The organism is Dyadobacter endophyticus, from assembly GCF_014641595.1.
GTDB lineage: Bacteria > Bacteroidota > Bacteroidia > Cytophagales > Spirosomataceae > Dyadobacter > Dyadobacter endophyticus.
Genome location: NZ_BMIA01000001.1, coordinates 1,913,114 through 1,936,130, shown reverse-complemented (window position 1 = coordinate 1,936,130; position 23,017 = coordinate 1,913,114). Strand labels below are relative to the sequence as shown.

The 23,017-nt window shown below is 51.1% G+C and carries 18 protein-coding genes; 10 read left to right on the top strand and 8 right to left on the bottom strand.

Going from position 1 to position 23,017, the window contains the following annotated elements:
- Window positions 1–27: 27 nt before the first annotated feature.
- Both IEY24_RS08010 and IEY24_RS08005 read left to right on the top strand, forming a co-directional pair.
- Window positions 28–612: an RNA polymerase sigma factor gene (locus IEY24_RS08010; protein WP_188930389.1), complete on the top strand. Its 585-nt coding sequence runs from the start codon at window positions 28–30 to the stop codon at window positions 610–612.
- Window positions 599–1,966, top strand: a complete 1,368-nt coding sequence (locus IEY24_RS08005; RefSeq protein ID WP_188930387.1) for a hypothetical protein — start codon at window positions 599–601, stop codon at window positions 1,964–1,966. Before IEY24_RS08010 ends, IEY24_RS08005 begins: the two co-directional genes overlap by 14 nt.
- Before the next feature lie 39 nt (window positions 1,967–2,005).
- Here IEY24_RS08005 and IEY24_RS08000 read toward each other — a convergent pair whose 3' ends face one another.
- The 3 genes from IEY24_RS08000 to IEY24_RS07990 form a co-directional block, all read right to left on the bottom strand.
- Window positions 2,006–4,828 carry a T9SS type A sorting domain-containing protein gene (locus IEY24_RS08000; RefSeq protein ID WP_188930385.1) on the bottom strand — a complete coding sequence of 941 codons (2,823 nt, stop codon included), beginning with the start codon at window positions 4,826–4,828 and terminating at the stop codon, window positions 2,006–2,008.
- A 147-nt stretch (window positions 4,829–4,975) separates the two neighbouring features.
- Window positions 4,976–6,640 carry an ArnT family glycosyltransferase gene (locus tag IEY24_RS07995; RefSeq protein WP_188930383.1) on the bottom strand — a complete coding sequence of 555 codons (1,665 nt, stop codon included), beginning with the start codon at window positions 6,638–6,640 and terminating at the stop codon, window positions 4,976–4,978.
- A 108-nt stretch (window positions 6,641–6,748) separates the two neighbouring features.
- The gene (locus IEY24_RS07990; protein ID WP_188930381.1) at window positions 6,749–7,138 is read right to left on the bottom strand and encodes a winged helix-turn-helix transcriptional regulator; all 390 of its coding nucleotides are present in this window, start codon (window positions 7,136–7,138) and stop codon (window positions 6,749–6,751) included.
- A 97-nt stretch (window positions 7,139–7,235) separates the two neighbouring features.
- Here IEY24_RS07990 and IEY24_RS07985 point away from each other — a divergent pair, with 97 nt between their 5' ends.
- The 3 genes from IEY24_RS07985 to IEY24_RS07975 all read left to right on the top strand — a co-directional run bounded on the left by IEY24_RS07985 (window position 7,236) and on the right by IEY24_RS07975 (window position 9,873).
- Window positions 7,236–7,976, top strand: a complete 741-nt coding sequence (locus IEY24_RS07985) for an SDR family NAD(P)-dependent oxidoreductase (RefSeq protein WP_188930379.1) — start codon at window positions 7,236–7,238, stop codon at window positions 7,974–7,976.
- A 75-nt stretch (window positions 7,977–8,051) separates the two neighbouring features.
- The gene (locus IEY24_RS07980) at window positions 8,052–8,669 is read left to right on the top strand and encodes a Crp/Fnr family transcriptional regulator (RefSeq protein WP_229221581.1); all 618 of its coding nucleotides are present in this window, start codon (window positions 8,052–8,054) and stop codon (window positions 8,667–8,669) included.
- A 76-nt stretch (window positions 8,670–8,745) separates the two neighbouring features.
- Window positions 8,746–9,873, top strand: coding sequence for an oxidoreductase (locus tag IEY24_RS07975; protein WP_188930377.1), 1,128 nt, complete (start codon window positions 8,746–8,748; stop codon window positions 9,871–9,873).
- A gap of 13 nt (window positions 9,874–9,886) precedes the next feature.
- On the opposite strand, the gene IEY24_RS07970 is transcribed toward IEY24_RS07975, so the two are convergent.
- From IEY24_RS07970 to IEY24_RS07960, 3 genes are all read right to left on the bottom strand, one after another.
- On the bottom strand, window positions 9,887–11,830 hold the full coding sequence (locus IEY24_RS07970; protein ID WP_188930375.1) for a M56 family metallopeptidase: 1,944 nt from the start codon (window positions 11,828–11,830) through the stop codon (window positions 9,887–9,889).
- 21 nt (window positions 11,831–11,851) lie between these two features.
- Entirely contained in the window at window positions 11,852–12,211 is a 360-nt protein-coding gene (locus tag IEY24_RS07965) for a BlaI/MecI/CopY family transcriptional regulator (protein ID WP_188930373.1), read from the bottom strand.
- An 86-nt stretch (window positions 12,212–12,297) separates the two neighbouring features.
- Window positions 12,298–12,945: a response regulator gene (locus IEY24_RS07960; RefSeq protein WP_188930371.1), complete on the bottom strand. Its 648-nt coding sequence runs from the start codon at window positions 12,943–12,945 to the stop codon at window positions 12,298–12,300.
- Between the two features lie 474 nt (window positions 12,946–13,419).
- Here IEY24_RS07960 and IEY24_RS07955 point away from each other — a divergent pair, with 474 nt between their 5' ends.
- Both IEY24_RS07955 and IEY24_RS07950 read left to right on the top strand, forming a co-directional pair.
- The gene (locus IEY24_RS07955) at window positions 13,420–14,049 is read left to right on the top strand and encodes a response regulator transcription factor (protein WP_188930369.1); all 630 of its coding nucleotides are present in this window, start codon (window positions 13,420–13,422) and stop codon (window positions 14,047–14,049) included.
- Window positions 14,050–14,170: 121 nt separating this feature from the next.
- Window positions 14,171–14,803 (top strand): response regulator transcription factor, encoded by a 633-nt coding sequence (locus IEY24_RS07950; RefSeq protein WP_188930367.1) that lies wholly within the window; start codon window positions 14,171–14,173, stop codon window positions 14,801–14,803.
- Window positions 14,804–14,854: 51 nt separating this feature from the next.
- Here IEY24_RS07950 and IEY24_RS07945 read toward each other — a convergent pair whose 3' ends face one another.
- Together IEY24_RS07945 and IEY24_RS07940 are read right to left on the bottom strand one after the other, a co-directional pair.
- A complete protein-coding gene (locus IEY24_RS07945) occupies window positions 14,855–15,571 on the bottom strand; it encodes an outer membrane lipoprotein-sorting protein (protein WP_188930365.1) in 717 nt (238 codons plus the stop codon).
- An 84-nt stretch (window positions 15,572–15,655) separates the two neighbouring features.
- Window positions 15,656–18,217, bottom strand: coding sequence for a TonB-dependent receptor (locus IEY24_RS07940; protein ID WP_188930358.1), 2,562 nt, complete (start codon window positions 18,215–18,217; stop codon window positions 15,656–15,658).
- A gap of 252 nt (window positions 18,218–18,469) precedes the next feature.
- Between IEY24_RS07940 and IEY24_RS07935 the strand changes: the two genes are divergently transcribed.
- From IEY24_RS07935 to IEY24_RS07925, 3 genes are all read left to right on the top strand, one after another.
- The gene (locus IEY24_RS07935) at window positions 18,470–21,475 is read left to right on the top strand and encodes a sensor histidine kinase (protein WP_188930356.1); all 3,006 of its coding nucleotides are present in this window, start codon (window positions 18,470–18,472) and stop codon (window positions 21,473–21,475) included.
- A gap of 34 nt (window positions 21,476–21,509) precedes the next feature.
- Complete coding sequence (locus IEY24_RS07930; RefSeq protein WP_188930354.1) at window positions 21,510–22,256, top strand: LytR/AlgR family response regulator transcription factor; 747 nt, start codon at window positions 21,510–21,512, stop codon at window positions 22,254–22,256.
- Between the two features lie 256 nt (window positions 22,257–22,512).
- Window positions 22,513–22,893 (top strand): hypothetical protein, encoded by a 381-nt coding sequence (locus tag IEY24_RS07925; RefSeq protein ID WP_188930352.1) that lies wholly within the window; start codon window positions 22,513–22,515, stop codon window positions 22,891–22,893.
- Window positions 22,894–23,017: the final 124 nt, after the last annotated feature.

Below are 23,017 nucleotides of genomic sequence, written 5' to 3'. Positions count from 1 at the left end.
CAACGATACACTTCATAACCCCTCTGAATGACCTTTTTCCGCAGCAAGAAATACAGTTCGCTTGCCGATCTGGTACGGGCCTGTCAGGCTGGCGATACCAGGGCACAGACTGCATTCTATGAACGGTACAAATCCAGGCTGCTGGGGCTTTGCGTGCGCTATGCGAAAACGAAGGCCGAAGCGGAGGACATTTTTCAGGACGGGTTTATCAAAGTTTTTAAAAATATCAATGAATTGAGAAACGTGGAGGTGATCGATGCCTGGGTTAAATCGGTGGTGATCAGGACGGCGATCAATTACTATCACCGGACGACGAAGGAGCAGCAGCTGTACTCGAACCTGGACGATTATCAGCGGGAGCTCGATTCGGGAGATTATGGAAAGATTATCACTCAGATAGATATGAACGTACTGCTGAATGTGATCAACACGTTGCCGGACGGATACCGGATGATCATCAACCTGCATTTGATAGATGGTTACACGCATGGTGAGATCGCCGAAATGCTGGCTATTTCCGACAGCACGTCACGATCGCAATTTTTGCGGGGAAGAAATTTGCTAATGAAAAAGTTACAGGAAAAAGGAATTACGCAATATGAAATCTTCTGACGAGCCTATCGACGAGGAGTTGCGTAAAGCGCTCCGGGAACGATTCGACAATTTTGAAAGACTACCCGACCCGACCCTCCGGGAAAAGATATTCAAAGGGCTGGGTGGAGGAACGAGCATGGTCCAGACCGCCCTGATAGCCTCACTTTTGCTATTGATCGGTTTGACAGCGACCGTATACCTGGTATCGCTTTCTGTGCCGCAGATTGCCCACGAGTTTTCTAAGGCACCGACAACTACTCCCGGTCCGGCAATGCAGAAAGGCCAGCCAGAAGGGGGCAAGCTTGCTCCGGTGGCTGAAATCCGCACAGGCAATACGGATTTGGTTCAACACGAAACATCGGTCAAATCGGGACCGGTGCCGGCTACGTGGGAAGTTGTGGGTGCGCGTGTCTCACGTGCAACCCGTACGGTCGCGAAACCATACAGGTTCAAGCGTGCGGATGTCGTAAAGTTTATCGACATGGTCAGGTCTAATCCATCGTTTGGTTCTATCTGGATTCGGGATAAGGATATTTCGTCAGAGGACAGGGCGTTCCTGGAATCAGAATTGGAGAAAATAGGCTTCGGAAGCTCGCTGTCCAACAGCGACTCTATCAATCAAAGCAATATGAAGGAACTGGAAGGGCCTGCGTTGGCCGATCAAGACATCGGGGTGCTGGATCACAGGCCAATGGCCCTTCCACAATATCGCTGGCCACCCGACAGCCTCGTAACACCCGGGGAACCGCAAAAACGTTATGCATTTCAGGTCAAAGAACGCTGGGGCATCATTGTAGGCATAACGCCGCTGCGCACTTTCCAGATCCTGACCGTAAGGCCGGGAAATGGCGTCGTTTACCAGAACTTTGTTTTTCCGGCAAACATCTCCGCGGAAACTGTGGGATACAAGTTTTCGGCCGGAGTGGAGCGCAAAGGCTTCCAGCTGCTGCTCAACTACGGGCAGTTCAGGCAGTCGTACCGCTATGAGATCGCGACCAGCGAATTTACAGTCGGGCCGGATCTTACGGGCAATTATGAGGTTGTTCGAAAAGGCATTCCTCAGAAGGAACAGAGTACGGCGCGTCTGGTAGGTATATCCGCGAAAAAGCATGCGGTACGCCGGTCGCATTTCCTGCGCAACTATTTTGGGGACGTCGGGGCAGAATTTAGCCGCGACCTTACGTCGAAAAAGAATATGGTGTGGGTCAATGCAGGGTTCGGGAAGGAACTCTTTGCGGGCAAGCATGTTGCTATGACCGTCGGACCTTATTTTGAATACAGCCTGTCTAAATTGCGTAATCCCGACAATCCTTTTAAAATCCAGCCTTACCAGATCGGTCTTTCGGTGGGTCTGCGGTATGTCAAAAAATAAGCCGGGGCGTAGAATGCCCCGGCTTAAATTGGTCTGAATTCAGGGTTTTACGACCTTCCGCTCAACACCGTCGATCTTTACAATGTATGTTCCGGAGGGCCAGTTGGCAATATTCAGTTCAAAGTATGGCTTGCCGGGCGAGGATGAATGCATTTTACGTCCGGCAGCATTGACAATATCCACCTTTAAAATCCGTGTATCGGATTTTGCCGAGAGCACGCTGGCAGCCGGGTTTGGGTAGACTTTCACCGTCATGGGCGTCTTGATTTCCGCCGTTGCGATGCTGCTGTAACCGAAGGAGCCGTCGCCGTCGACCATTTTCAGGCGGTAATAGAAACGCCCCGCAGGCAGGTTGACATCTGCATAAATGTAATCCTGCCTCACATTGGAGTTTTGGTTTGAATTAACTGTTTCAATGGTCGCAAATGCCTTGGCATCGGTGCTCCGCTGTATTTCAAAATGCGAACTGTTGGTTTCCTGCGAAGTGCGCCAGCTCAGCAATGCATTGTTTTGCTCGGTTTGGGCGGCAAAGCTCACTAGCGTAACAGGTAGCGGCTGGCCCGCCGTGGTGCTAAGTGCATTGGGGTAGAGCGGGACAGAAAGGCTGTTCGTGGCCTTGCCCGCGAGCACCTTTTTGGTATAACTACCAATGGCCATATACCAGTCGGGCGTAAGATCGTAGCCGTCGGCATCGAGCGAGAGGAACCAGGTATCGCCGCCTTTCGGGGTATGGTCGGCGAATTTCTCCATTTTGAAAAAAGAGGTCGCTTCGTCCACTTCGTCAAACATTGCCAGGTATATCATGCTGGCCCCCTCGTTGATCACATTCTGCGATTGCTGCCACAAAAAGCTTCCCCCGTTGCGTGGGATCGCGTTTTTAATGGCGGCCGAAGGGTTATTCCGCACAGTTTGCAGGTTGAACCACGAAAACCCCGGAAAGATGACCGGCATATAATCGATGTTTTTGGGCTGCAAATAGGCCATGTCGGGCCTTACCGAGTTGATCGCGAATGCATTGGCGCCGCTTTCATTATTATATCGTCCCACCGACCACGGGCTGATCACGTCAAGCTGGTCGTACACCGCGAGCCACTCGGCGGCATGCGTACGCCAGTTGTCGTTAAGGCCGCCCATGACGGTTGCGCGGTATTTGGGATCGTCGGTCGGGTCGGTAGGATCGCCGTCGCGGAACCATTTGACGAGCTTGTCGGAGCGGGCCGCAGTGGCTTCGGAGTTGGAAGCCAGGCCAAGCCCCCACAATGCGACCAGCGGGCGGCCTTTGTGCCACAGGTAGTTGCTCTCGGAAGTGACGCCCATTGCATCCACGAGCTGTTTCCAGTCGGCAATCACTGCTTCGGTCGAAGTGGCGTCCGCACCGGAAAGGTCGTACATAATCGCATAAACACGATCGTACTTCAAGCTGGCGGTTTGTACATTCTCGATCACCTTTTCAAAATGCCGGGGGACACGCGGATCGCCTGTCCGGAAGTTTTGTAGGAACCGCTGCTGGAAAACGCCGTCGACCTCGTGCTCGCGCATCCATTTGAAATGCTGGTCGACGGTATTGTAGTTGTAGCTCGAAAACAGTTTTGCCGGCGCGCCGTTGCTGTACACCATATTGGTAGCCACAAGTTCATTGGACGGATAGTCGCCCAGGTACGGCCACATATCTACGGTAGCATTCGCGTGGTCGGGTGCACCGCCGAACCAGTGCAGCCACCAGTTGTGGACAGGGTTGCCGTCTGTAGGAAGGCCAAACCAGCCCTGGTAGCCGAACATTACTTTTCCATTCAGCGTGTTGGCCGATGGAACGGGCGTGGTCGCCGGCGTAGGCTCATAAAACTCTATTTCATCGATCCGGGCGGTAATGGCTCCGCTAACCGTCTGGTTGATGTGAAAGTAATTGATCGCCGAGAGGTTTGGATTACCTGTTTTCGCTGCATCCGGCAAATGCAGAACTATATGGTTCCAGCCGTTCAGGACTTTCTGACTGGCCAGGTTCCAGCGGTATTCATCGGTTCCCGATTGGCCGGATGATGAGAATACGATGCTTCCGTTGCCATTCATTTTGGTGGCGTCGGAAACAAACAGCCAGAATTTCACTATGCCATTGGCCTCTGTCACGGTGGTATTGAACGGCGCGGGATTGTATGTAAACCAGTCGGGGCCTGAGCCGGTTTTGACGATGGATGCACTGCCGAGGATCTTGTTGCTCGTATCTATGCCCGGCGCATCGCCGCCCGACGGGTCGCCGCTCGACCAGCCCGCCGTGTTATCAGCTGCGTTGAAAATATGCGCGCCCGTAAGCACACTGCCTTCATAGCCTTTGGTAAAACGGATATTATCGATCTTGATAATGATCGATTCCCCTGCATTAATGGGTTTGTAATACCTGAAAAAGTTGATCGCCGCCAGGTTGGGGTTGCCCTGCTTACCTGCTGCACTCAGGCGCAGCACCACGTTATTCCAGCCGTTGCGCAAATTTACGCTGCCTGTACCCCAGTTGTATTCATCGGTATCAGGGTTGCCTGAGCTCGTAATTTCGAACTGCCCGCCCGACACGCTGAACTTCGTGACGTCCGACACGAAGAGCGAGAATTGGAGGTAAGCGATGTTCAGCTCGGTGGGGCCGATGCCGGTATTGATCGGCGTCGGGAATGTCCGGCGGAGGCGCTCGGTATTGCCGCCCTCGGACTTAATCGAATAAGTTCCCTGCACAGGCGCGTCGCTGTCGAGGCTTAGGGTGTTGCCGCCACCGCCCCAGCCGGTGAGCGATTCGCAATCGTCCACGGGCGTCACCTGCGCATACGAGGGCAGGGTCACTGTCAGCAACAGGAGCAACAGTAAACAGTTTGTTTTCATCAGGATTGATTTAAGGTGAAAGATTTGAGTAAATGCCCGGCGTGAGCCTTCCGGGCTGATCCAAATCTAGACGCGCACCTATAATATTGGCTTAACTAGGAATTAATAAAGAATAAATGGGAAAAAAATGTAGGCTAAACGTGTAATTTACAGTGTATGCTCGTCGCGGATGTAGAGCAGGTAGCGGGGTTCTACCACGGCGCTCCGCTTTTTTTCATCCAGAAAACCATATTTCAATCGCGTCACATGAAAATGCTTCGGCGAAGCCTGAACTTCGGCGTCGACGCCGGAGCGGATCAGGCTGTCGGCGACGGCGGCAGTCGTGTAAAGGTAGCAGGGCGCGGTGTCGATGAAATCGTTGAGATACTTACCGTTTTTGATCAGTTTGACTTCACCCGGCGAATAGAACTCGAAACTATAAGAGAATGAACCATAGGCTGCAACAGGCAAATGGCTGTCTTTTTCAGGAATGACCCGCGCCGCCAGCATCCCGGATTGATATTGTAGTAAAAACGGGTAAAAGAATTGAAACAGAAAAATGTATAACATAGCGGCCATCGCGTAGCCTTTGAAAAGCAACTGCTGCATGGCATTGCGGTAATGGACGAGGCACGCCGTAACAACGATCACCAGCCCAATGACCGCGGCGGCAATGCCATGCTCAATGCGGGTGATGTAGAGCAGGCCGGAAATGAAAACGAGCGTCAGCACGAGCAGTACGGTCTGAATCGTGACAAGGTGTTTTAATTGAGAACGCTTTGCGAGCTCGGTGAAGAAGTAAGCGGTGATGATCGAGAAATAGGGGAATTCGATGACCAGATAATGCGGGAGCTGGAATTTGGACAATGAAAACAACAGGAACGTTACCAGCGTGCTACCATAAATTACCCAGCGGATCGCATCACGGTTTTTCTCGAACCTCAACAGGTAAACGATCCCGCCTACAAGTCCGAGAGACCACGGCAGGAATGCCCATAACGTAGTATGTACGAAGAACGTCACATCGCCTTTTCCTTTGATCGGGCCCGTATTGAAGAACCGGCCGAACTGGCTATCCCAAAAGAAAAAACGTACGCCTGAGACATTTGTACGTCCGAAAACCACTTTCTCAGGATGTAAATCAAACTGTACGTAGAGACTGTAAAGCTCCGGAACGATGAAAACGAAGCAAATCGCGAGCACCATCCACCAGCGGTAATTGATAAATTCGCGGAATTGCTTGGTTATGAGCCAGTAGATGGCCCAGCCGCCAGCAAGCGTAATCAGCACAAATACACCTTTGGTCATGATGGCGCAGGCGGCAAACAATGCGGCCCATACGATGTGCAGCCAATGGGCGCGGGCATTTACACGCAGCATATGCCAGGCCGCGCCGGTAATGCAGGCAGTGAGGTAAGGCTCAGCACGGACGTCGAAGTTGGCCAATGTGCTGTGCAGGGCCACCGTATAGATAAGTACCGCTATCCTGGCAACGTCTTCATTATATAAATCCCTCGTTATGAGATAGGTATAGCGCAGGCTGAGGAGCCAGAAGAGGAATGCGGGCAGTTTGTACGCAAAACCCGTGATGCCGAAGACCTTGTAACTAATGGCCGCCATCCAGAACGGGAAATGAGGCTTGTCGAGCCAGTCGTGACCGTCGCCGTAGAGGTTCACCCAGTCGTTATGCAGCACAATGTGCTTGGCAATGGTGGCATAAAGTGCGCCGTCGGGTTCGATGATGTCGAGCCAGAGGCCGGGAATGTTGAGTAATATGCCTGCCAGCAGCAGCCAGGGGAAATAACGGTGCAAAAACGGGTCACGGTTGTTCATAACGTTGCGTATTTCGGGGATACGGCGGCGCGTTTAAAATTACGCCTGCCCATGCCGATGTACGCACGAAGATTTGAACTTGTGCCGATTGTACGTGGAAAATGCGTGTTATTTAATTGTTAATACCGGGCACCGCACCTTTCTTTTTTCCGAGTTCGGGCGGTTTTCGCTGCCCCAGTCGGTCAATATGTTAATGACCGGTTCGAGGCTTTTGCCGAGATCGGTAAGCTGGTATTCCACACGGGGCGGGACTTCGGGGTATACTTTACGGCTGATGAGCCCATCGGCCTCCATTTCGCGGAGTTGCAGGATAAGGATCCGCTCGGAGACGGCCGGGAGGCTGCGGCGGAGATCGCTGTACCGCAGGGCGCCATAGGCAAGCCGCCACAGGATCGATGGCTTCCACCGGCCACCGATCAGGTCCAAAGTGTAGGCCATATCACAATTTCCGTTGATCAATATTTCGTTTTCAAGGTTCGTGGAGCTCTGTTTTCGCATAACTTACATTTATGTTAGTACTTGATAAATATGTTAGTACCTGTAAAATTACGAGTAGCAGGGTAGTTTTGCAATGAATCAAAACCAATTCATCATCATGCAAAACTTGAAAGACAAGGTCGCGTTTGTAACAGGAGGATCGAGGGGCATCGGGGCCGCAATTGTAAAAAGGCTTGCTGCGGAAGGAGCAAAGGTGACTTTTACGTACGTCAACAGTAAATCCCAAGCCGAAGCACTCGTAAACGAACTGGCAGAGGACGGCCTCACCGCCATAGCCCTGCATTCCGACAATGCGAAGGAGGGGGCCGTGTCGGCTGCCATCGACCAGGCAATCGAACATTATGGCAAGCTCGATATCCTCGTGAACAGCGCCGGCGTGTATGTGGGCAAGACGTTCGAGGAGCACACCACGGAGGACTATGATTTTGTAATGAATGTGAATGTCAAATCCGTATTCGAGGCGTGCCTCACGGCTTCGCGCAAAATGGAGCAGGGCGGACGTATCGTTACCATCGGCAGCTGCATGGCCGACCGAGCGGCGGTACCGCAGGCGACGTTGTACGCGGCGAGCAAATCGGCGCTGTCGGGCTTTACACGGGGGCTTTCGCGGGACCTGGGACCGAAGGGCATTACTGTAAACCTGATTCAGCCGGGGCCGGTTGATACGGATATGAACCCGTCGACATCAGAATTCTCGGATTTTCAGCGGAGTATGATGTCGATCCCGAAATATGGCCGTCCCGAGCACATTGCCGATGCCGTAGCATTCCTGGCAAGCCCAACCAACAGCTACACCACCGGCTCGGTGATCACCATCGACGGCGGTACGCTCAGCTAGGCCTTCGGATCGTACAGATTGGATCGCAAAGATTAGTTTCCAATATTTGCCGTAAACACCAGGCTGCAAAATCCATTGGAAAAAGACCCCGCATTGCAAAGGATGATCATCGACCATGTTCTGCGCCGCATTGAGCTCACGGCGACCGAACAGGCCCATTTTGTTTCCATTCTGAAAGTCCGTAAGCTGCTTCCCCGGCAATACCTCGTTCAGCAGGGCGATGTATGCCAGTATGAAAGCTACGTCTGCAAAGGTTTTCTTCGTTCATTTTACGTGGACGAGAAGGGGAACGACCATACCCTGCATTTCGCGATGGAAGACTGGTGGATATCCGATTCCACCAGTTTCCATTTACAGGTCCCGGCCACCCGGAACATCGTGGCGCTGGAAGCCTCTGTTTTATTACAAATAGAAAAGAATGACCTCGAACAGCTTTACAAGGACATTCCCGCATTTGAACGCTTCTGGCGGATACTCGAACAGAAGGGAGGCATCGCACAGGACCAGCGTATCCTGAATGCCATTTCTATGACCGGCGCCGAACGTTACGAGGCGCTCGTTACCAAATACCCCACCCTCGAACAGCGCATGCCCCAACGGCACATTGCGTCTTACCTGGGCATTACGCCCGTATTTCTGAGCCAGATCCGCAAGCAGTTGTCGCGGCCAGGTTTATCCGGCGATATTAAATAAGTTTAAGGAGCTTTATTAAAATAGTTATACGCGTCCCCCCTGACCGGCCCGGTACTTTTGTAAGTAAAAACAAAGTATGGAAACGATCAGCAAAACGATATTTGACGCTACCGAAATACGTGGCAGAAAACTAGCTAACCGCCTCGTGGTGGCGCCCATGACGCGTGTAAGTGCAACGGACGCAGGCATCCCTACGCAGGAAATGGCGGACTATTATGAAGCATTTGCTGCAGGCGGTTTTGGTATGATCATAACCGAAGGCACCTTCACGGACGAACTATTCAGTAAAGCCAATCGCAACCAGCCGGGAATTACAAATGCGGCACATATTAATGGCTGGAAACGTGTGGTGACGGCTGTTCATAGCCATGGCGCGCTCATTATAAATCAATTGATGCACGGCGGTGCATTGTCCGAAAGCAGTGAGGAAACGATCGCCCCTTCGGCTGTTCTGCCGGCAGGCCTGCGTGCGACCGATAATACCGTGCCGCCAAGCCCGTTTCCAATGCCACGCGCCATGCAGGCCGAGGATTTTGAAACGGTGAAAACCGGCTATGTCAATGCCGCATTGCGGGCGTACGAAGTGGGGTTCGATGGGGTGGAGCTGCACGCCGCCAACGGCTACCTGTTCGACCAGTTTATTACACCGCATACCAACCTCCGCACCGACAAGTATGGAGGCAATGAACGGAACCGGCTACGGTTTTTAATAGAAGTGTATCAAGCGGTGAAAGCGGCCTTGCCACTCGGTTTCATCGTCGGCATCCGGGTTTCTGAAAGCAAAGTCAACGACCTCGCATACCGGTGGCCGGATGGTTCGGCAACGGCTCGGCGGATATTCGAGGTACTCGCCGAAATCGATCCGGATTATGTGCACATCGCAGCCGAGGGTGGCCGGTGGGAGCGCGAATGCGTTTATCCCGATGGAACTTCGTCCAATAGCATTGCCAAAAGCATTCTCCGATCGCCTGTGATCGCCAACGGCGGTATGCAGGATGTTGCATTGGCCGAAACATTGCTGAACGGCAACGCGGCCGACCTGGTATCGATCGGCCGTGCTGCCATTGCTTCGCCTGATTGGCCCAAACTGATGGCTGCCGGAGAGCCGGTGGTGCCTTTTTTCAAAGAATTGATCAAACCCAGCCTCACGCTCGCGCATACACGATGCGTGCGGGAGCAATGCGATGAGTCGGCCTTGTGCTGATAACCGTGAACCGTTATTTGGAAGCGAAATCCGGCCGTTCGAAAACTTCATTGATTGGCCGGGTTTCGATCCACCATATTTCGTTGAGTGACGGATCATAATATTTCGCCAGCTGGCCTTTGAGCAGCATTATCCTTTTTACGTCCCGTTTTTCAGGGATCAAATTGCTGCTGGCGCCATAAACCTGCCGGAAGCCGTCGAGCAGGTAAGGTTCGTTTTTTAATCGGGCCGGATCGAAGGATCGGACGTTTTTTACTTCTACATTTCCTTTAACTAATTCAGTCGGCGGGGCATCGCGGTAGAGCGGGAAGGTGAGGTAGGAGATTTCGGTGCAGAAATTGTTCTGTCCCCAGTTCCTCTTTTCCTGTCTTTCGTTGAGCAAGTACGGATAGTTTTTGAATGCGCTATTGATTTCACGGGGAGTCGCCTTCTTGCCGTCGAGGAAGAGTGTTATATCGCCTTCGAAGCCGACCAACTGCTTTTTCCGGTCGAAGTACCCGCCTTTGTAAAGCGTGATCACATCATTTGACCAGCGGTGGGTTTCAATGTAATCCACCCTGAGGTCCATTTCCTTCTGGTGAGGCGCCACGTTGGCGAACAGATAGGCTTTGAGTTCTTCCCGGGTCTTTGACGGGTCGTATCCGTCGTAAAATGGTTTCGAATCTATTGAATATGAGTGATTTCGCAATTCGGGCATTGTGCGCCTACGGATAAAGTAATAATTGAAACGTTCTCCAAAGTCGAATCCGCCGTGATATTGCTCGCCTGTGTGGAAACTCAGATAATGGTCGGGATCCTCAGTTCCAATGGAATAACTATGAGTAATGCCTTTTTCAGGTTTGACGGGCAATTCAGCAAAGTAAAAACCGTCTTTATCTGTTTTGATAGTTTTGATGTAGACTTCGTCATGTTTGACTTCCAACGGCAAACCAGCAATCGGCTTCCCGGTTTCATCGAGCAGGAGCCCGGCCATATGCAACAGATTCTTCGGTTTCCTGTTACTAACCTCGACATTGCTTTTCCAGAAATTCTGCACTTTCCCTTTTCCCGGCACGTCCCATCTGAATGCAGCCAGCGTCACTGCGAGTAACGGGAGAATGAACAGGAAACAAGCTAATAATACCCGCGGACTTGCATTTTTATTCATCATCACGATCCTTTGCTTCAAGGAATGGTAACCAAACTGGTTCACGAGCGAAAACTCAGGGCCGACGGCTGCTTTCAGGAGCAAATATTGATAAGCTTTCGTGTCCGGATGGTTTTCGAGCACTTTCTGATCCGCAATGTATTCAAGGTTCTGACGGATTGCGCTGCGGATCAGCCATGCGAACGGGTTGAACCAGTTGATAATGCAGAGGATTTCTGACCAGATCACATCGAGCGAATGCCACTGCTGCACGTGAATGTATTCATGCAGGATCATATCCTGCAACTCGTCGGGCTTGTGCAGGTGCGGGTTGTAAAAAATGGCTTTCCCGAATGAAAATGGGCTCATATCGAGGTCGAAATGGAAGATTTTTACGCCGTCGTTTGAAATCAACTCCGATTGTGACCTGATACGAAGATAGGAGCGGACGTGCGCGCCTAAGCGCAATGTCATGAATGCCACGCCGGCAAGCCATATGTAAAAAATCCAATCGGAAGCAGTAAGGATCTGTGGTTCGGCGGCGACCGTCAGCGCAGCCGGAAACCCCGGTGGAAAAGTCGCGGATTCAGGTGCGGCTATGCGGGTAAACGTAGGTACACTTTGCACGAACATACGCGCGGGCGTGGGCTCGGGCGCGATGAAATGGTTGATATTGATGAGCGGGATCACGAAGCAGAGATACGAATACAGCCACAGATAACGCCTGTTCGCATTGTAAAACGTAAGCTTGCGCAGTACCAGGTGGTAAAAAAGTGCGATCACACCAAGGCTGACCGACAATTTGAGCAGGTAATCCGGTAATGCCGACATAGCTGAAAAAGTTTGGATGAATTACTTCTTTCCTTCGATCAGGCCGATGATCTCTCTCAGTTCGTCGGCTGAAATCTTGTTCTTTTGCGCGAAAAAGCTCACGAGCTCCTTGTAGGAATTTTCGAAATAGTCTTTCACCACTCCTCCCATAAACTTTTGCTTGTAGGCCTCCTCACTGATGGCCGGGGCGTACAAATAGGCATTGCCGACCATCCGGCTAATGAGGTACCCCTTTTTTTCGAGGTTTTTGATGGTCGATGCGACCGTCGTATAGGGTGGGACGGGAGGCGTCATGGCCTCCATGAACAATTTTACGTTCCCTTCCCCGGTTTTCCAGATGGCGAGCATGGCATCCTGCTCCTGGATCGTTAGTTTTTCCATAGCTACGATTTTTTCGTAATTCTACGAATGTTTCGTAGTTATGCCAAATATTTCAACTAAAAAAATAATTGTTGATAGTTAAGTAATTAAATACCAGGATTCTGGCTTTTGTAGAACTGGACTTTCTTGAACATTTCGATCAGTGTCGAAACTTTCAGCTTTTCGAAAATCCGTGCTTTGTAGGTGCTAACCGAGCTTTCGGTGAGGTTGAGCTTGATCGCTATTTCCTTTGTCCAATAGCCTTCAATTAGCATGTCCATTACTTCCAGCTCCCGTTGCGACAGATTTTCGAGCGGATTCTCGCCGTTCGGTTTGTTTTCGAGGGTATTGCGGAGCAGTTGCTGCTGAACGGCCACGCTAATGTAATTGCCGATTTCCAGCATGGACAATATTGCCTTTTTTATTTCTTCCTGTGAAGCATTTTTAGACAGGAAGCCGTTTGCGCCGGCTTTAATATAATGTAATGCATAAATCTCTTCTTCGAGGCTCGAAAAAATCATGACCAGGACTTTGGGCTGTATTTCCCGGATCTTGGGGATCATATTGAAGCCTTCGCCGTCGGGGATGTTGATATCGAGCATCACCAGATCGATCTGGTTGCTGTTTAGTTGCGCGAGTGTCTCACTGAAAGAGCCAGCTTCATGGACGACCACCGGGTTCAGTAAATCAAGAATCAAGAACCGGGTAGCGAGCCTAACAATCGCATGGTCTTCAACCAGTAAGATTTTTTTCATTTTGTTTAGGAGGACTTGTATTCAGTTTCCGGCCGTCTGTAACCTTTTAGGACTCAATGGTTATCAAATTAATGCAGTAAATATTGAGTAAAACTCCTAGTATCTGATGTAAAAGTTATTCAACGGTCTGTACAAGTTTACAGTTAATTACGCGGTTCGGCAAAAAAACTTTTACTCGCGGGTATAAAGTTTCTTTGCCAGGAATCGCCAAAGAAGGCAATTTAAGGCGTTTTAGAGGCTATTTGGATTGTTTCGCTACTTTCCACCACGTCCGCCAGCCGGAAGAATTTGCACCGGGTATGTTTGAGTTATCTTCGAGAAATTTCTACATTTACATGTAGGCGTAAATATGTAATATTTGTTCTTAAATTTACGACCAAAAAATACGAATTACTTCCACAATTTTATTAAGCAGAATTATGACAGTCGCGACAGGGCGAAATGCCCGGGTTCTGTCTGCCAATCAGCCAATTTATGAATATACTCATTATCGAGGACGAACCGCTAACAGTGCTGGGATTAAAACAGAAGATCCGCGAGATCAATCCCATAACAACGGTAGACGCGGCTTCGTCCGTCGACACGGCGTACGACCTTGCGGGCCGGAACGTTTATGAATTGGTCATCCTTGACGTTGATATCAAAGGGAAAGCCGGCGCGGGAGTAGTGGAACGCATGAAAGCGCTGTATCCGGGCACTGCTATTCTGGTGATTACGGATCTCGATGAAAGTATCTACGGCTTGCCGTATATGAAGGCAGGTGCGGACGGTTTTTTATCCAAACTGGCATCTTCGCCGCAATTCGACGAAGCGATCAGGGCCATGATGGTGATGGGAAAGTATGCGAGCACCGCATTGCAGCAGCAGATCATCCAGGAAAGCCAGATAAACCGGTCGCTGCGGTATGTGAATCCGCTCATGAGCATTTCAGACAGAGAACGGCAGGTGATGGACCATCTGATCTCCGGCAAATCTACCGGTGAGATTGCGGCGATCCTGAATATCAACAAAACGACCGTCGGAACCCATAAAATGCGGATACTTAGAAAGATGCAGGTCAACAGCCTCATCAAACTGATCGAAAAAGTGACCATGTTGAGCTGACGATCAAAGAACGCGCAGCTCCGGCGTGTAGATATATTTCTATACCGAAAGGACACCTTTTGTTCATAATATCTTTATATTGTACAATAGTCAAACCCCATCTTTATCGGTCAGCACTTCTATGAAATTTTTATGTATTGAGGATCACCCGCTCATATTGCTGGGGTTAAAAATGGTATTTGCCGAATTTTATCCGAGGGCCAGCGTCAGTCAAGCCGGAACCTTTCAGGGGGCATTGTCGGTACTGGAACACGAGCGATTCGATTTGGCTGTGCTGGATATCGACATTCCAGGCGGAGAAAACGTGCGGATGATCAAACTCCTGCGTGAGAAGCAACCCGGGCTTCCGATTCTGATCCACTCCGCGTTCGACGAGAAGGTTTATGCGTTGCCCTACCTCCAGGCCGGTGCGGATGGTTTTATTTCCAAACAGGCACCGCAAGAAGAGTTTTTGACAGCAGTTCAGGCGATCCTCGATCACGGGCGCTACGTAAGCTACGACGTCCAGCAGATCTTCCTGTCCAGCTTTACCGATATAAGCGGTCGTACCACAGGCGGTAACCCGATCGTCACCCTGTCGCCCCGCGAACGGCGCGTGATGCAGCTGATGACGGAGGGTAAATGGACGAAGGAAATCGCGGCGATCATGAATCTCAAAGAAAACACGATCAGCACCTACAAACGGCGCATTTACGACAAAATGGAGGTGAAGGACCCGATCGAATTGTCAAAAAAAATAGCGTTGTTCAGATGACAACGCTATTGGGAAAGTATCGCTTTTTGACAGCTAGCGGCCGCCAATCCTCTATTTCGCCGGCTTCTTGAATATCGCCGGATCGACGGGGCTGTTGACAATTATTTTGCTCGTAATGAATGACATGGTACCCATTTGCGGGTTACTGATTTCCATCGTATTCGCGAACTTCACGCCGTCCACTTCTTTGTAGTCCGATAGGTCGATTTCGCCTTCGTTGCCGTTCATCGACACTTTTACTTTGGTCACCAGGTAGGTATTTGCATCGACAAACTCTTCGATTACCTGTCCGTCGCTCGTGGTGAGTTTCAGGTGGAAAACGTCTTTTTTGTCCAGGGATTCTTTGCCTACGAGTTCTACTTTATTGCCTTTCTCCTTATAGTTCACCAGGCCGCCGAACGGGTCGAGCGAGCTCAATTGTTGTTTCAATTGGTCGGCGGGCATGTCTTCGGGTTCACCGGTACCGCCCATCATCGTCGGGCGGATCATCCAGCCCTGGCCGTTGTCTACCACCTGTACCATCGTATTGCCCATTACCGTCGACTCGTTGCGGACGGATTTGCCCACTACCAGCGTGGTTTTGTTCGGTATTTCCATGCCTTGCACCGCAAGCGAACGGTCGGTGATCACGGTGTTGACCCCCTTGATCTTGTCGAGCCCGCCGAGGGCGGCCACGTGTTTATCTACGATTTCATCCACAGTCTGCGCATAAGAAGCAGCGGAAACGAGCGCCACTGCCATTGTCCAAATTAGTTTGTTTGTGTTCATACCGAAGTTGTATTTGAGTTAAACTGGCTTGTGTAAGTTCATGAATTGTTGTGTGCCTAGTGGGGCACGCCTAGCGGGGCGCGCCTAGCGGGGCGCGTTTCCGCCGCCGCCTTGTCCGCCACCACCTTGCTGCTGTCCGCCGCCTTCGCTCTTCACGTCGTCGTTGTTAACCGATTTTGCCTTTCTTTTAGGCGCGTCCATCGTCATTTTGCCGATTTTGTAGGTAAATGTAAGACGGAACCCTCGGTTGTAAAGATATATATCATTTACCTGGTTGAACTGCAAGGAAGTCAATTCAGTATGCATTTTATATCTTTTGCTCAGGAAGTTTTCGGCAGCAAGACCCAGGCTGGCCTTTTTGTTGGCGAATTCCTTCTTCACACCGATCGTATAGAAGCCGAAGCCGCCTTGCTTACCCTGTAACTGGATTTGCTGTCCCTGCATGAACCCGAATGCCTGCGCGCCCCAGCCGTTTCCGAACGTCGCCTGAGAGAAAATACCGCCACTCACATTCACGCCATCGTTATCGATCTCCTGAGAAAGGCCGTTTTGCCCGAGGGTCTGACCGGTGAGTTTGGTGTAGAATACGTTGGCGAAAACCCCGAAGTTGATCTTGGACGTTGCCGCTATATTGGCGAAAATATTGGCGCCGTAGGCATGCTGTTTACCGATGTTCTCATAAGTGGTCACGATCGCGCCCGGAAGGGTATCCGAAGGCTGGCGCACCTGGGAGATCGCATTATTGGTAAAGCGTCCGAAGAACGTCGCATTCACGTATGTTTTCTTGATATTCTTGCTCAGCCCCAGTTCGTAATTGTTGGTGAGCTCGGGGCGAAGTTCGGGGTTACCGATCGTGATATTCTGAGGGTTGGCTGAGTTGAAGTTCGGGTTCAGCTGTTGCAGCCCCGGACGCTGAATGCGTCGGTTGTAACCCAGCTTCAGGGTCGTACCCTTAAATGTCTTTGAAGCATTGACGCTCGGTACCAGCACACCATAATTACCTACACCCACCACGCCCTCGTTGGTACTGGCGTCGATGAACGTGTGTTCGTAACGCAAGCCGCCTTTAAATGTATAGCGCTTCTTAGTGGTGTAAGTATAAGAAGAATAGGCTGCCGCGATATTCTGGTGGTAAGTCAGGTCGCCGGCTGGTTGGTCGGTTTCCGGGCGGAAATCACCCGTTGGCTCGGCAATCAGGAAGCTGTACTTGCTTTTTACCTCGCGGAAAATGCCCTTTCCGCCGAATTCCAGCATCTGGTTTTTCTTGATAGGCGTCTGATAATCCGATTGAAAGGTAAACTCCTGGTTGATGCTCTTGTTCAGGTTTCGTTGACGTGAGGTTAATTCTTTTTCTCTGAAGATGTCGGCGTCGAAGTCGTTGGTAAGGTCGTTGCGGCTGTACAGCGTCGATATGCTCCATTCCTGCTGGGGTTTGAACGTGTGCAGGTAGTCGACATTCACATCCACCGTTCCCGAAAGATTGTCGGCCGCCACGTTGCGTGCGGACAGGGCATCGGGAGAGCCGGTCTTCATCAGGCGGGTTACCAGGTCCTGTTGGTTGGAGAAGTTCCGCACACCGTATTTTACACCCGCAGTAAGGCTTTGGTTTTTAGCAATATCATAGTCGAAGCCCAGGTTGTAGTTTCCAAAGAGGCCGTGACTCGAACCGTCGCCGGTCTGACGTGTGGTGGTGGCTACGTTTTCCACGGTGCTGGTTTGTTCGAGCGATGTTTTGGTAACCGTATTATACATGCCCCTTCCGAAACCGCCGATCGTGAAACCGGCTTTGCCCTTGCGGTAGCCGCCATTCAATGCGAGCATCGAACCACGGTTTCCTACACCCGCGTCGACGTTCAAATTGAGGCCTTGCAGCGAATTCTTTTTAGTAATAATATTGATAATCCCGCCCGAGCCTTCCGCATCATATTTCGCAGACGGGCTGGTAATTACCTCCACCGACTTGATCTGATCAGCCGGGATTTGCTTCAGGGCATCGGCTACGCTGTTGGCGATAATGGTACTGGGCTTGTTGTTGATCAGAACACGGATGTTCTGACTTCCGCGAAGTGAAACGTTGCCATCGAGGTCCACGGTAAGCAGCGGAACCTTGCGCAAAATGTCGGTTGCGTCACCGCCTTTGGCCGTAATGTCCTTTTCGGCATTGTAAACCAGCCTGTCCACCTTTTCTTCGATCAACGCGGCTTGCCCGGTAACAGTTACCTCGTTGAGGGTTTTGGTATTGGAGCTGAGGCTGATCGTTCCGAGGTCTGCTTCCTGGCCTTTGGAGAGCTTGATATTATCGATTGTTTTGTTGGCATAACCAATGAAGGAAATAAGCACTTTGTAGTCGCCCGCAGCGAGCTTGTTGAGTGTGAACTTCCCTTTTTCATCGGCTACCGTTCCGTCTACGGCTTTGTTGTTGGCCTTGTCGTATAATGCAATGCTGACAAATTCGATCGCTTTCGAAGAAGCCGAATCTACAATGGAACCAGTTAGCTTGGCCGATCCCTTCGGACTTTGGTCGCCGGCGGTTCCCGGCAGGGCTTTGGGCTGGCTGCTTCCTGTGGCGGGGAACTGTGCGAATGCCGGTGACAGGAGTGAGCTGGCGAGGATGATTACAACGAGGAGAATTCTTAGCATTTTCATGGTTTTAGTAAATGACGCAACAAAAATGGTGGCGCGCACCCAGGCCTGAAAGGAAAATATGACAAAGGCCGGATTCTAGGGGATGGACGAATGGATCGGCGCGATGGGTGAAAAGTGTAACGGCTGCCCGAATCCCTCCGCTGACTAAGAAAACCAGCAACTTACTGAACGGTTTGGCCAGTCGTGTATTAAATTGTAAAACTTGCAATCCTTTCGAATTAACCTCTGTCCCGTTCGAATCAGGTGAACTTTTTGAAACGTCTCTGTGTAGGTCTCCTCACGCTGCTGTCGGCAGGGCTCGGGTGCTATGCGCAGCTGCCGGATTTCAATGTCCAGCTGCTCAACGACAAGAATGGCATCGGAACGGCCAATGCATCGAGGATCATCCGCGACCGCTATGGTTTCCTTTGGATTCTTTCGCCGAGGCACATCCAGCGATTCGACGGCCAGGATGTGCGAAGGATTGAAACGGGAGGGGAGAACCTGCTCGATATTGTTTCCGACAGCTCCGGCACGATCTGGACAACCTCCGACAGCAGCATTCACAGGTATCGCATGGGCTACCGGTCGCTCCGAAAGGTGCCGCTGGCCGGTCTCGGAACAGCGCCCCTTAACAAGCTTAACAAATTACAGGTCACCCCTGATAACCATATCTGGGCCAATGCGGGTCGCGGGCTGTATCGTTTCGACCCTCGCACCGATTCGTTCCGTTTCCTGGCATTGCCTGGTTTGAAGGACCATTATTATTACAGGCGTGTTTTCGGTCGGAGGGGTTATCAATTGTACCTGGCCGATATCAGGACCGTGTTTTGTTTCGATACGAAAAGTGGGCGCGTGCGCCAAGTGTCGTTTGATGGCGCGCGCTCGGTGGTCCCGGTAAGCGACGACGTTGCCTGGGCCAGCAACAATCTTTTGCAGATGTTCGAAATCAATTTCGCTATCGGATCGGTGACGCGCATTGCACCCGTCGATACGCAACACCCCGCGGGTATCCCGCTGGCGGAGCTCATTAGCATTACGCCGCTCGGCAACGGTAAAAAGCTCGTGAATACAACCAAAGGCTGCTATCTCTATGACAACGGGAGCCGCACATTCACCCGCGCGGTCCTTTTCGACTCAGGCAAAGCGCTGCCCAACGGTGAAAATTACGCCGATTTTCACGACCACGACGGTACGCATTGGATACTCGGCCAGGACGGTATACTGTTTTTCCGGCCGTCGGCGCATACGATAGGGTGGCTCAATGGCTTTCCGGGTGCCGACCTGAACCTTAGCAATAATGTCAAGTCTATTGCCGAGGACGGTCAGGGGAATATTTGGCTCGGTACAGCGCGTGGCATTGCTGTACTAGATGTCCGAAGTGGTAAGGTAATGCCTGTAAGACCTGCGGGGCCGGAATGGGCGCATTCGGGAGAAATAAAGGGGTTGGTTTTTGATGGAAAAAACCTGCTTGTCGCGCCGAGCGGTGCTTTACCGCAAATGCTCGATCCCATTCGCAGGACATTTACCGGCCTGCGGTACCCGGCCGGCGAAGCGGGAAAAAGGTTGCGTACGAAACTGATGAATGAGACGATCGGGACGCTTGCACCGATGCCGGGAGGCGATTTCCTGATCACCGGGGAGTTGGGGTGTTATAAGGTGGAAGCCGGTTCGTACCACATTACCGAAATACTTGTGGAAGGGTTTGAAAAACTGATCCAGACCGTTGCACACGACAGACGCGGTAATTTCTGGATGGGTACTTACCGCGGATTGCTTGTCGCAGATTCGGCCTTCCGGAATACCGTTGCCGACAGCGATTTTAGTCCGGGAAAGCTGGTAAGCGCTGTTCTTATGCGAAATGATTCCACGGCCTGGTGCGGATCGGTGGGCCTTTATGAGGTTGTGAAAAGTGGTAATGTGTTGAAAAAGAAAAAGATTTTTCCGGAGTTGACTAATCAACGGATTTCAATGCTCCATCGCGACAAGGGCGGCCGTATCTGGATAGGAGCGGACGATGGCCTGTACCTTCTCAACCGGAACACCAGCAAACTGCAATGGTTTGATTTCAGGGATAATGTCCAGAACAAACCTTTAAATATGAACGGACTGCTGGAAGCATCCGATGGCCGGATGTACGCCGGCGGGCAGAACGGACTAAACTATTTCGATCCCGGGCTGCTCAAATACCGCGAAGAAAAGCTGAATGTGCTCATCGCCGCCGTGAGGGTAAACCAGGACGATTCGTTGCTGACAGAAAACCAGCAGCCCCTTACATTCAGCTGGACGCGGAATTCTGTTGAAATCCAGTATCTGACGCCCTATTTCCGGAACCCGGAGAAGCTCATGTACCGCTATCGGCTCACGGGTCTGGACGATCATTGGGTGGATAATGCACGTAACAGCCGCGTAAGATTTTCTTCCCTCCCGCCAGGGCGATATACCTTTTCAGTAGCGGCGAGCCTCGATGGCATTACCTGGTCGGAAACGGTGGCACCGCTGGCCTTTGTGATCTTGCAGCCCTGGTGGAGCACCTGGTGGTTTGTGTCAGCGGTACTGGCACTGGTCGTGGCAGTGGCCTATTGGCTGTTCCGCCGGCGTATTAAAGTTATCAGGCGGCAAACTGCATTGCGTGAGCACATGGCAGAGCTCGAAATGCGTGCGTTGCGTGCCCAGATGAACCCGCACTTTATCTTCAATTGCCTTAATTCGATCAACCGGTACATCGTCAAAAGCGACAATGCGACCGCTTCGCTTTATCTGACGCGTTTTGCGAAGCTGATCCGTCTAATACTCGATAATTCCAATAGCAAGAAAGTGTTGCTTTCAAGTGAACTGGAAGCCTTGAAACTATACATCGAAATGGAGCGGATCCGCTTCGATAATAAGTTTGACCACCATATTATCGTCGAAGAAGGGGTCCATGCCGATTCGATTGGCGTGCCTTCGCTGATCATTCAGCCGTATGTTGAGAATGCGATCTGGCATGGTTTGCTGCATAAGGAAAGCAATGGCAGCCTCTGGGTGAAAGTAAGGATGCTGGATGAGAATACCCTGGAATGTGTGATAGAAGATAATGGGGTAGGGCGCGAAAAGGCTGCGGAATTCAGGAGTAAATCGGCCAGCGGAAAGAAATCGCTCGGCATGAAGCTCACCGAAGACCGGATCGCGGTATTGAATCAATATGCACAAACCAACGCGAGTGTGGAGATCGTGGACCTGGCAGATGCCAGCAGGATGGCGGTCGGGACCAGGGTGGTTGTCGTTATTCCGGTATGAGGCGTTTCAAGTAGAAATATGAAAAGCAAAAGATATGATCAAATGTGTAATCATCGATGACGAGAACAATTGTCTCGAAATGCTGGAATGGCTGCTGAAAACCTATGCCCCGTCGGTATATGTCGCTGCCATGTGCAGTTCAGCGGAAAAGGGGATCGAGGCGATCCGTGAGCACCGGCCAGAACTGGTTTTCCTGGACATCGAAATGCCCCGGATGAACGGCTTCGACATGCTGGAAAAGTTCGATAGGCTGCATTTCGACGTGGTATTCACGACCGCCTATGATAAGTTCGCAATCAAGGCGTTCAAATACAGTGCATTAAACTATCTGCTGAAACCGATTGATCCCGACGATCTCATCGAAACGGTCAGGCGGATCGACGAAAAGCGCAGCATTCCGTCCCGCGAGCAGGTCGACCTGCTTTTCCAGAGTATGCGGCAGGTAAAAAACACGCCGCAGCGGATCGCGCTGACAACCGGCGACGGGATGCTATTCGTGCCCACGCAGGACATCCTGTATTGCGAGGCCGAGAGCAACTATACGAGTGTGATGCTCGCCAATGGTAAAAAAGTAGTAGTGTCCAAAGTATTGAAGGACATCGACGAAGCACTGAGCGGCCCCGACTTTTACCGCATCCACAACTCCTACCTGATCAACCTGAACCGGATCAAGAAATTTGTACGCGGCGAAGGCGGGTATATTGTTATGGACAACGATGTGGCGATCAGCATTTCCCGTTCGAGACGGCAGGAATTCATGGAAATGTTCGCCCGTTTTTGACCGGATAATCGGATGAATATTAGTTAACGGTTTTGATTATTCAATTAGTAATCAATGAGTTGTGATTCATTTTTTGCGCAAAATGCCTTGCCATGTGCAAGGCATTTTTAGTTTATGTCGATCTGCTCAATATAAATGCAGACTACTCAACATCGTGGCGATCCGATGGCTGCCAAATATAATTTTGTCGTGTCAGTTCAGCAAAGGGGCTGACAATGAAGCCAAATCAGTTACAAACATTTATCATTAATTAGTCATGAAAAATCTTTTGAACAACACCCGTTTAGGCAGTTATGTGTTTTTATCGCTCTTGCTGCTGGTCTTCTCCTGTAAGGACAACAAAATGCCGGTACCCGAGGGGAATTTGATATTCTACACCAACTACACCCCGGAGAAATACGACCGCATCGACATCATCGTCGATGGGAAGGTAATGGGCTCCATTTCTGAAACAGCGGCCGCACGGCCAGAGTGCAATGCGCCGGGGACAGCCTCCGTGGTGAGCCTGATGCTGCCGGTCGGTACGTACGCGGTGTCGGGCAAGCGCTACAAGGGAGGCGAGCAGGTGGGTAACTGGAAGGCCAGTTCGGCCAGCGTCACGGCGGAGGAATGCAAACGCATCCGATTTGTAGAATAGATGAGTGGAAAGGGAGGGCGTAAGCCCTGTAAATGAATGTAAAACAGTTCCGTAGCGCTGCCGCGGAACTGTTTACTTTTCGCGTTATGCCTATGTTTTAGACAGGCATTATTCTTGATTTTTA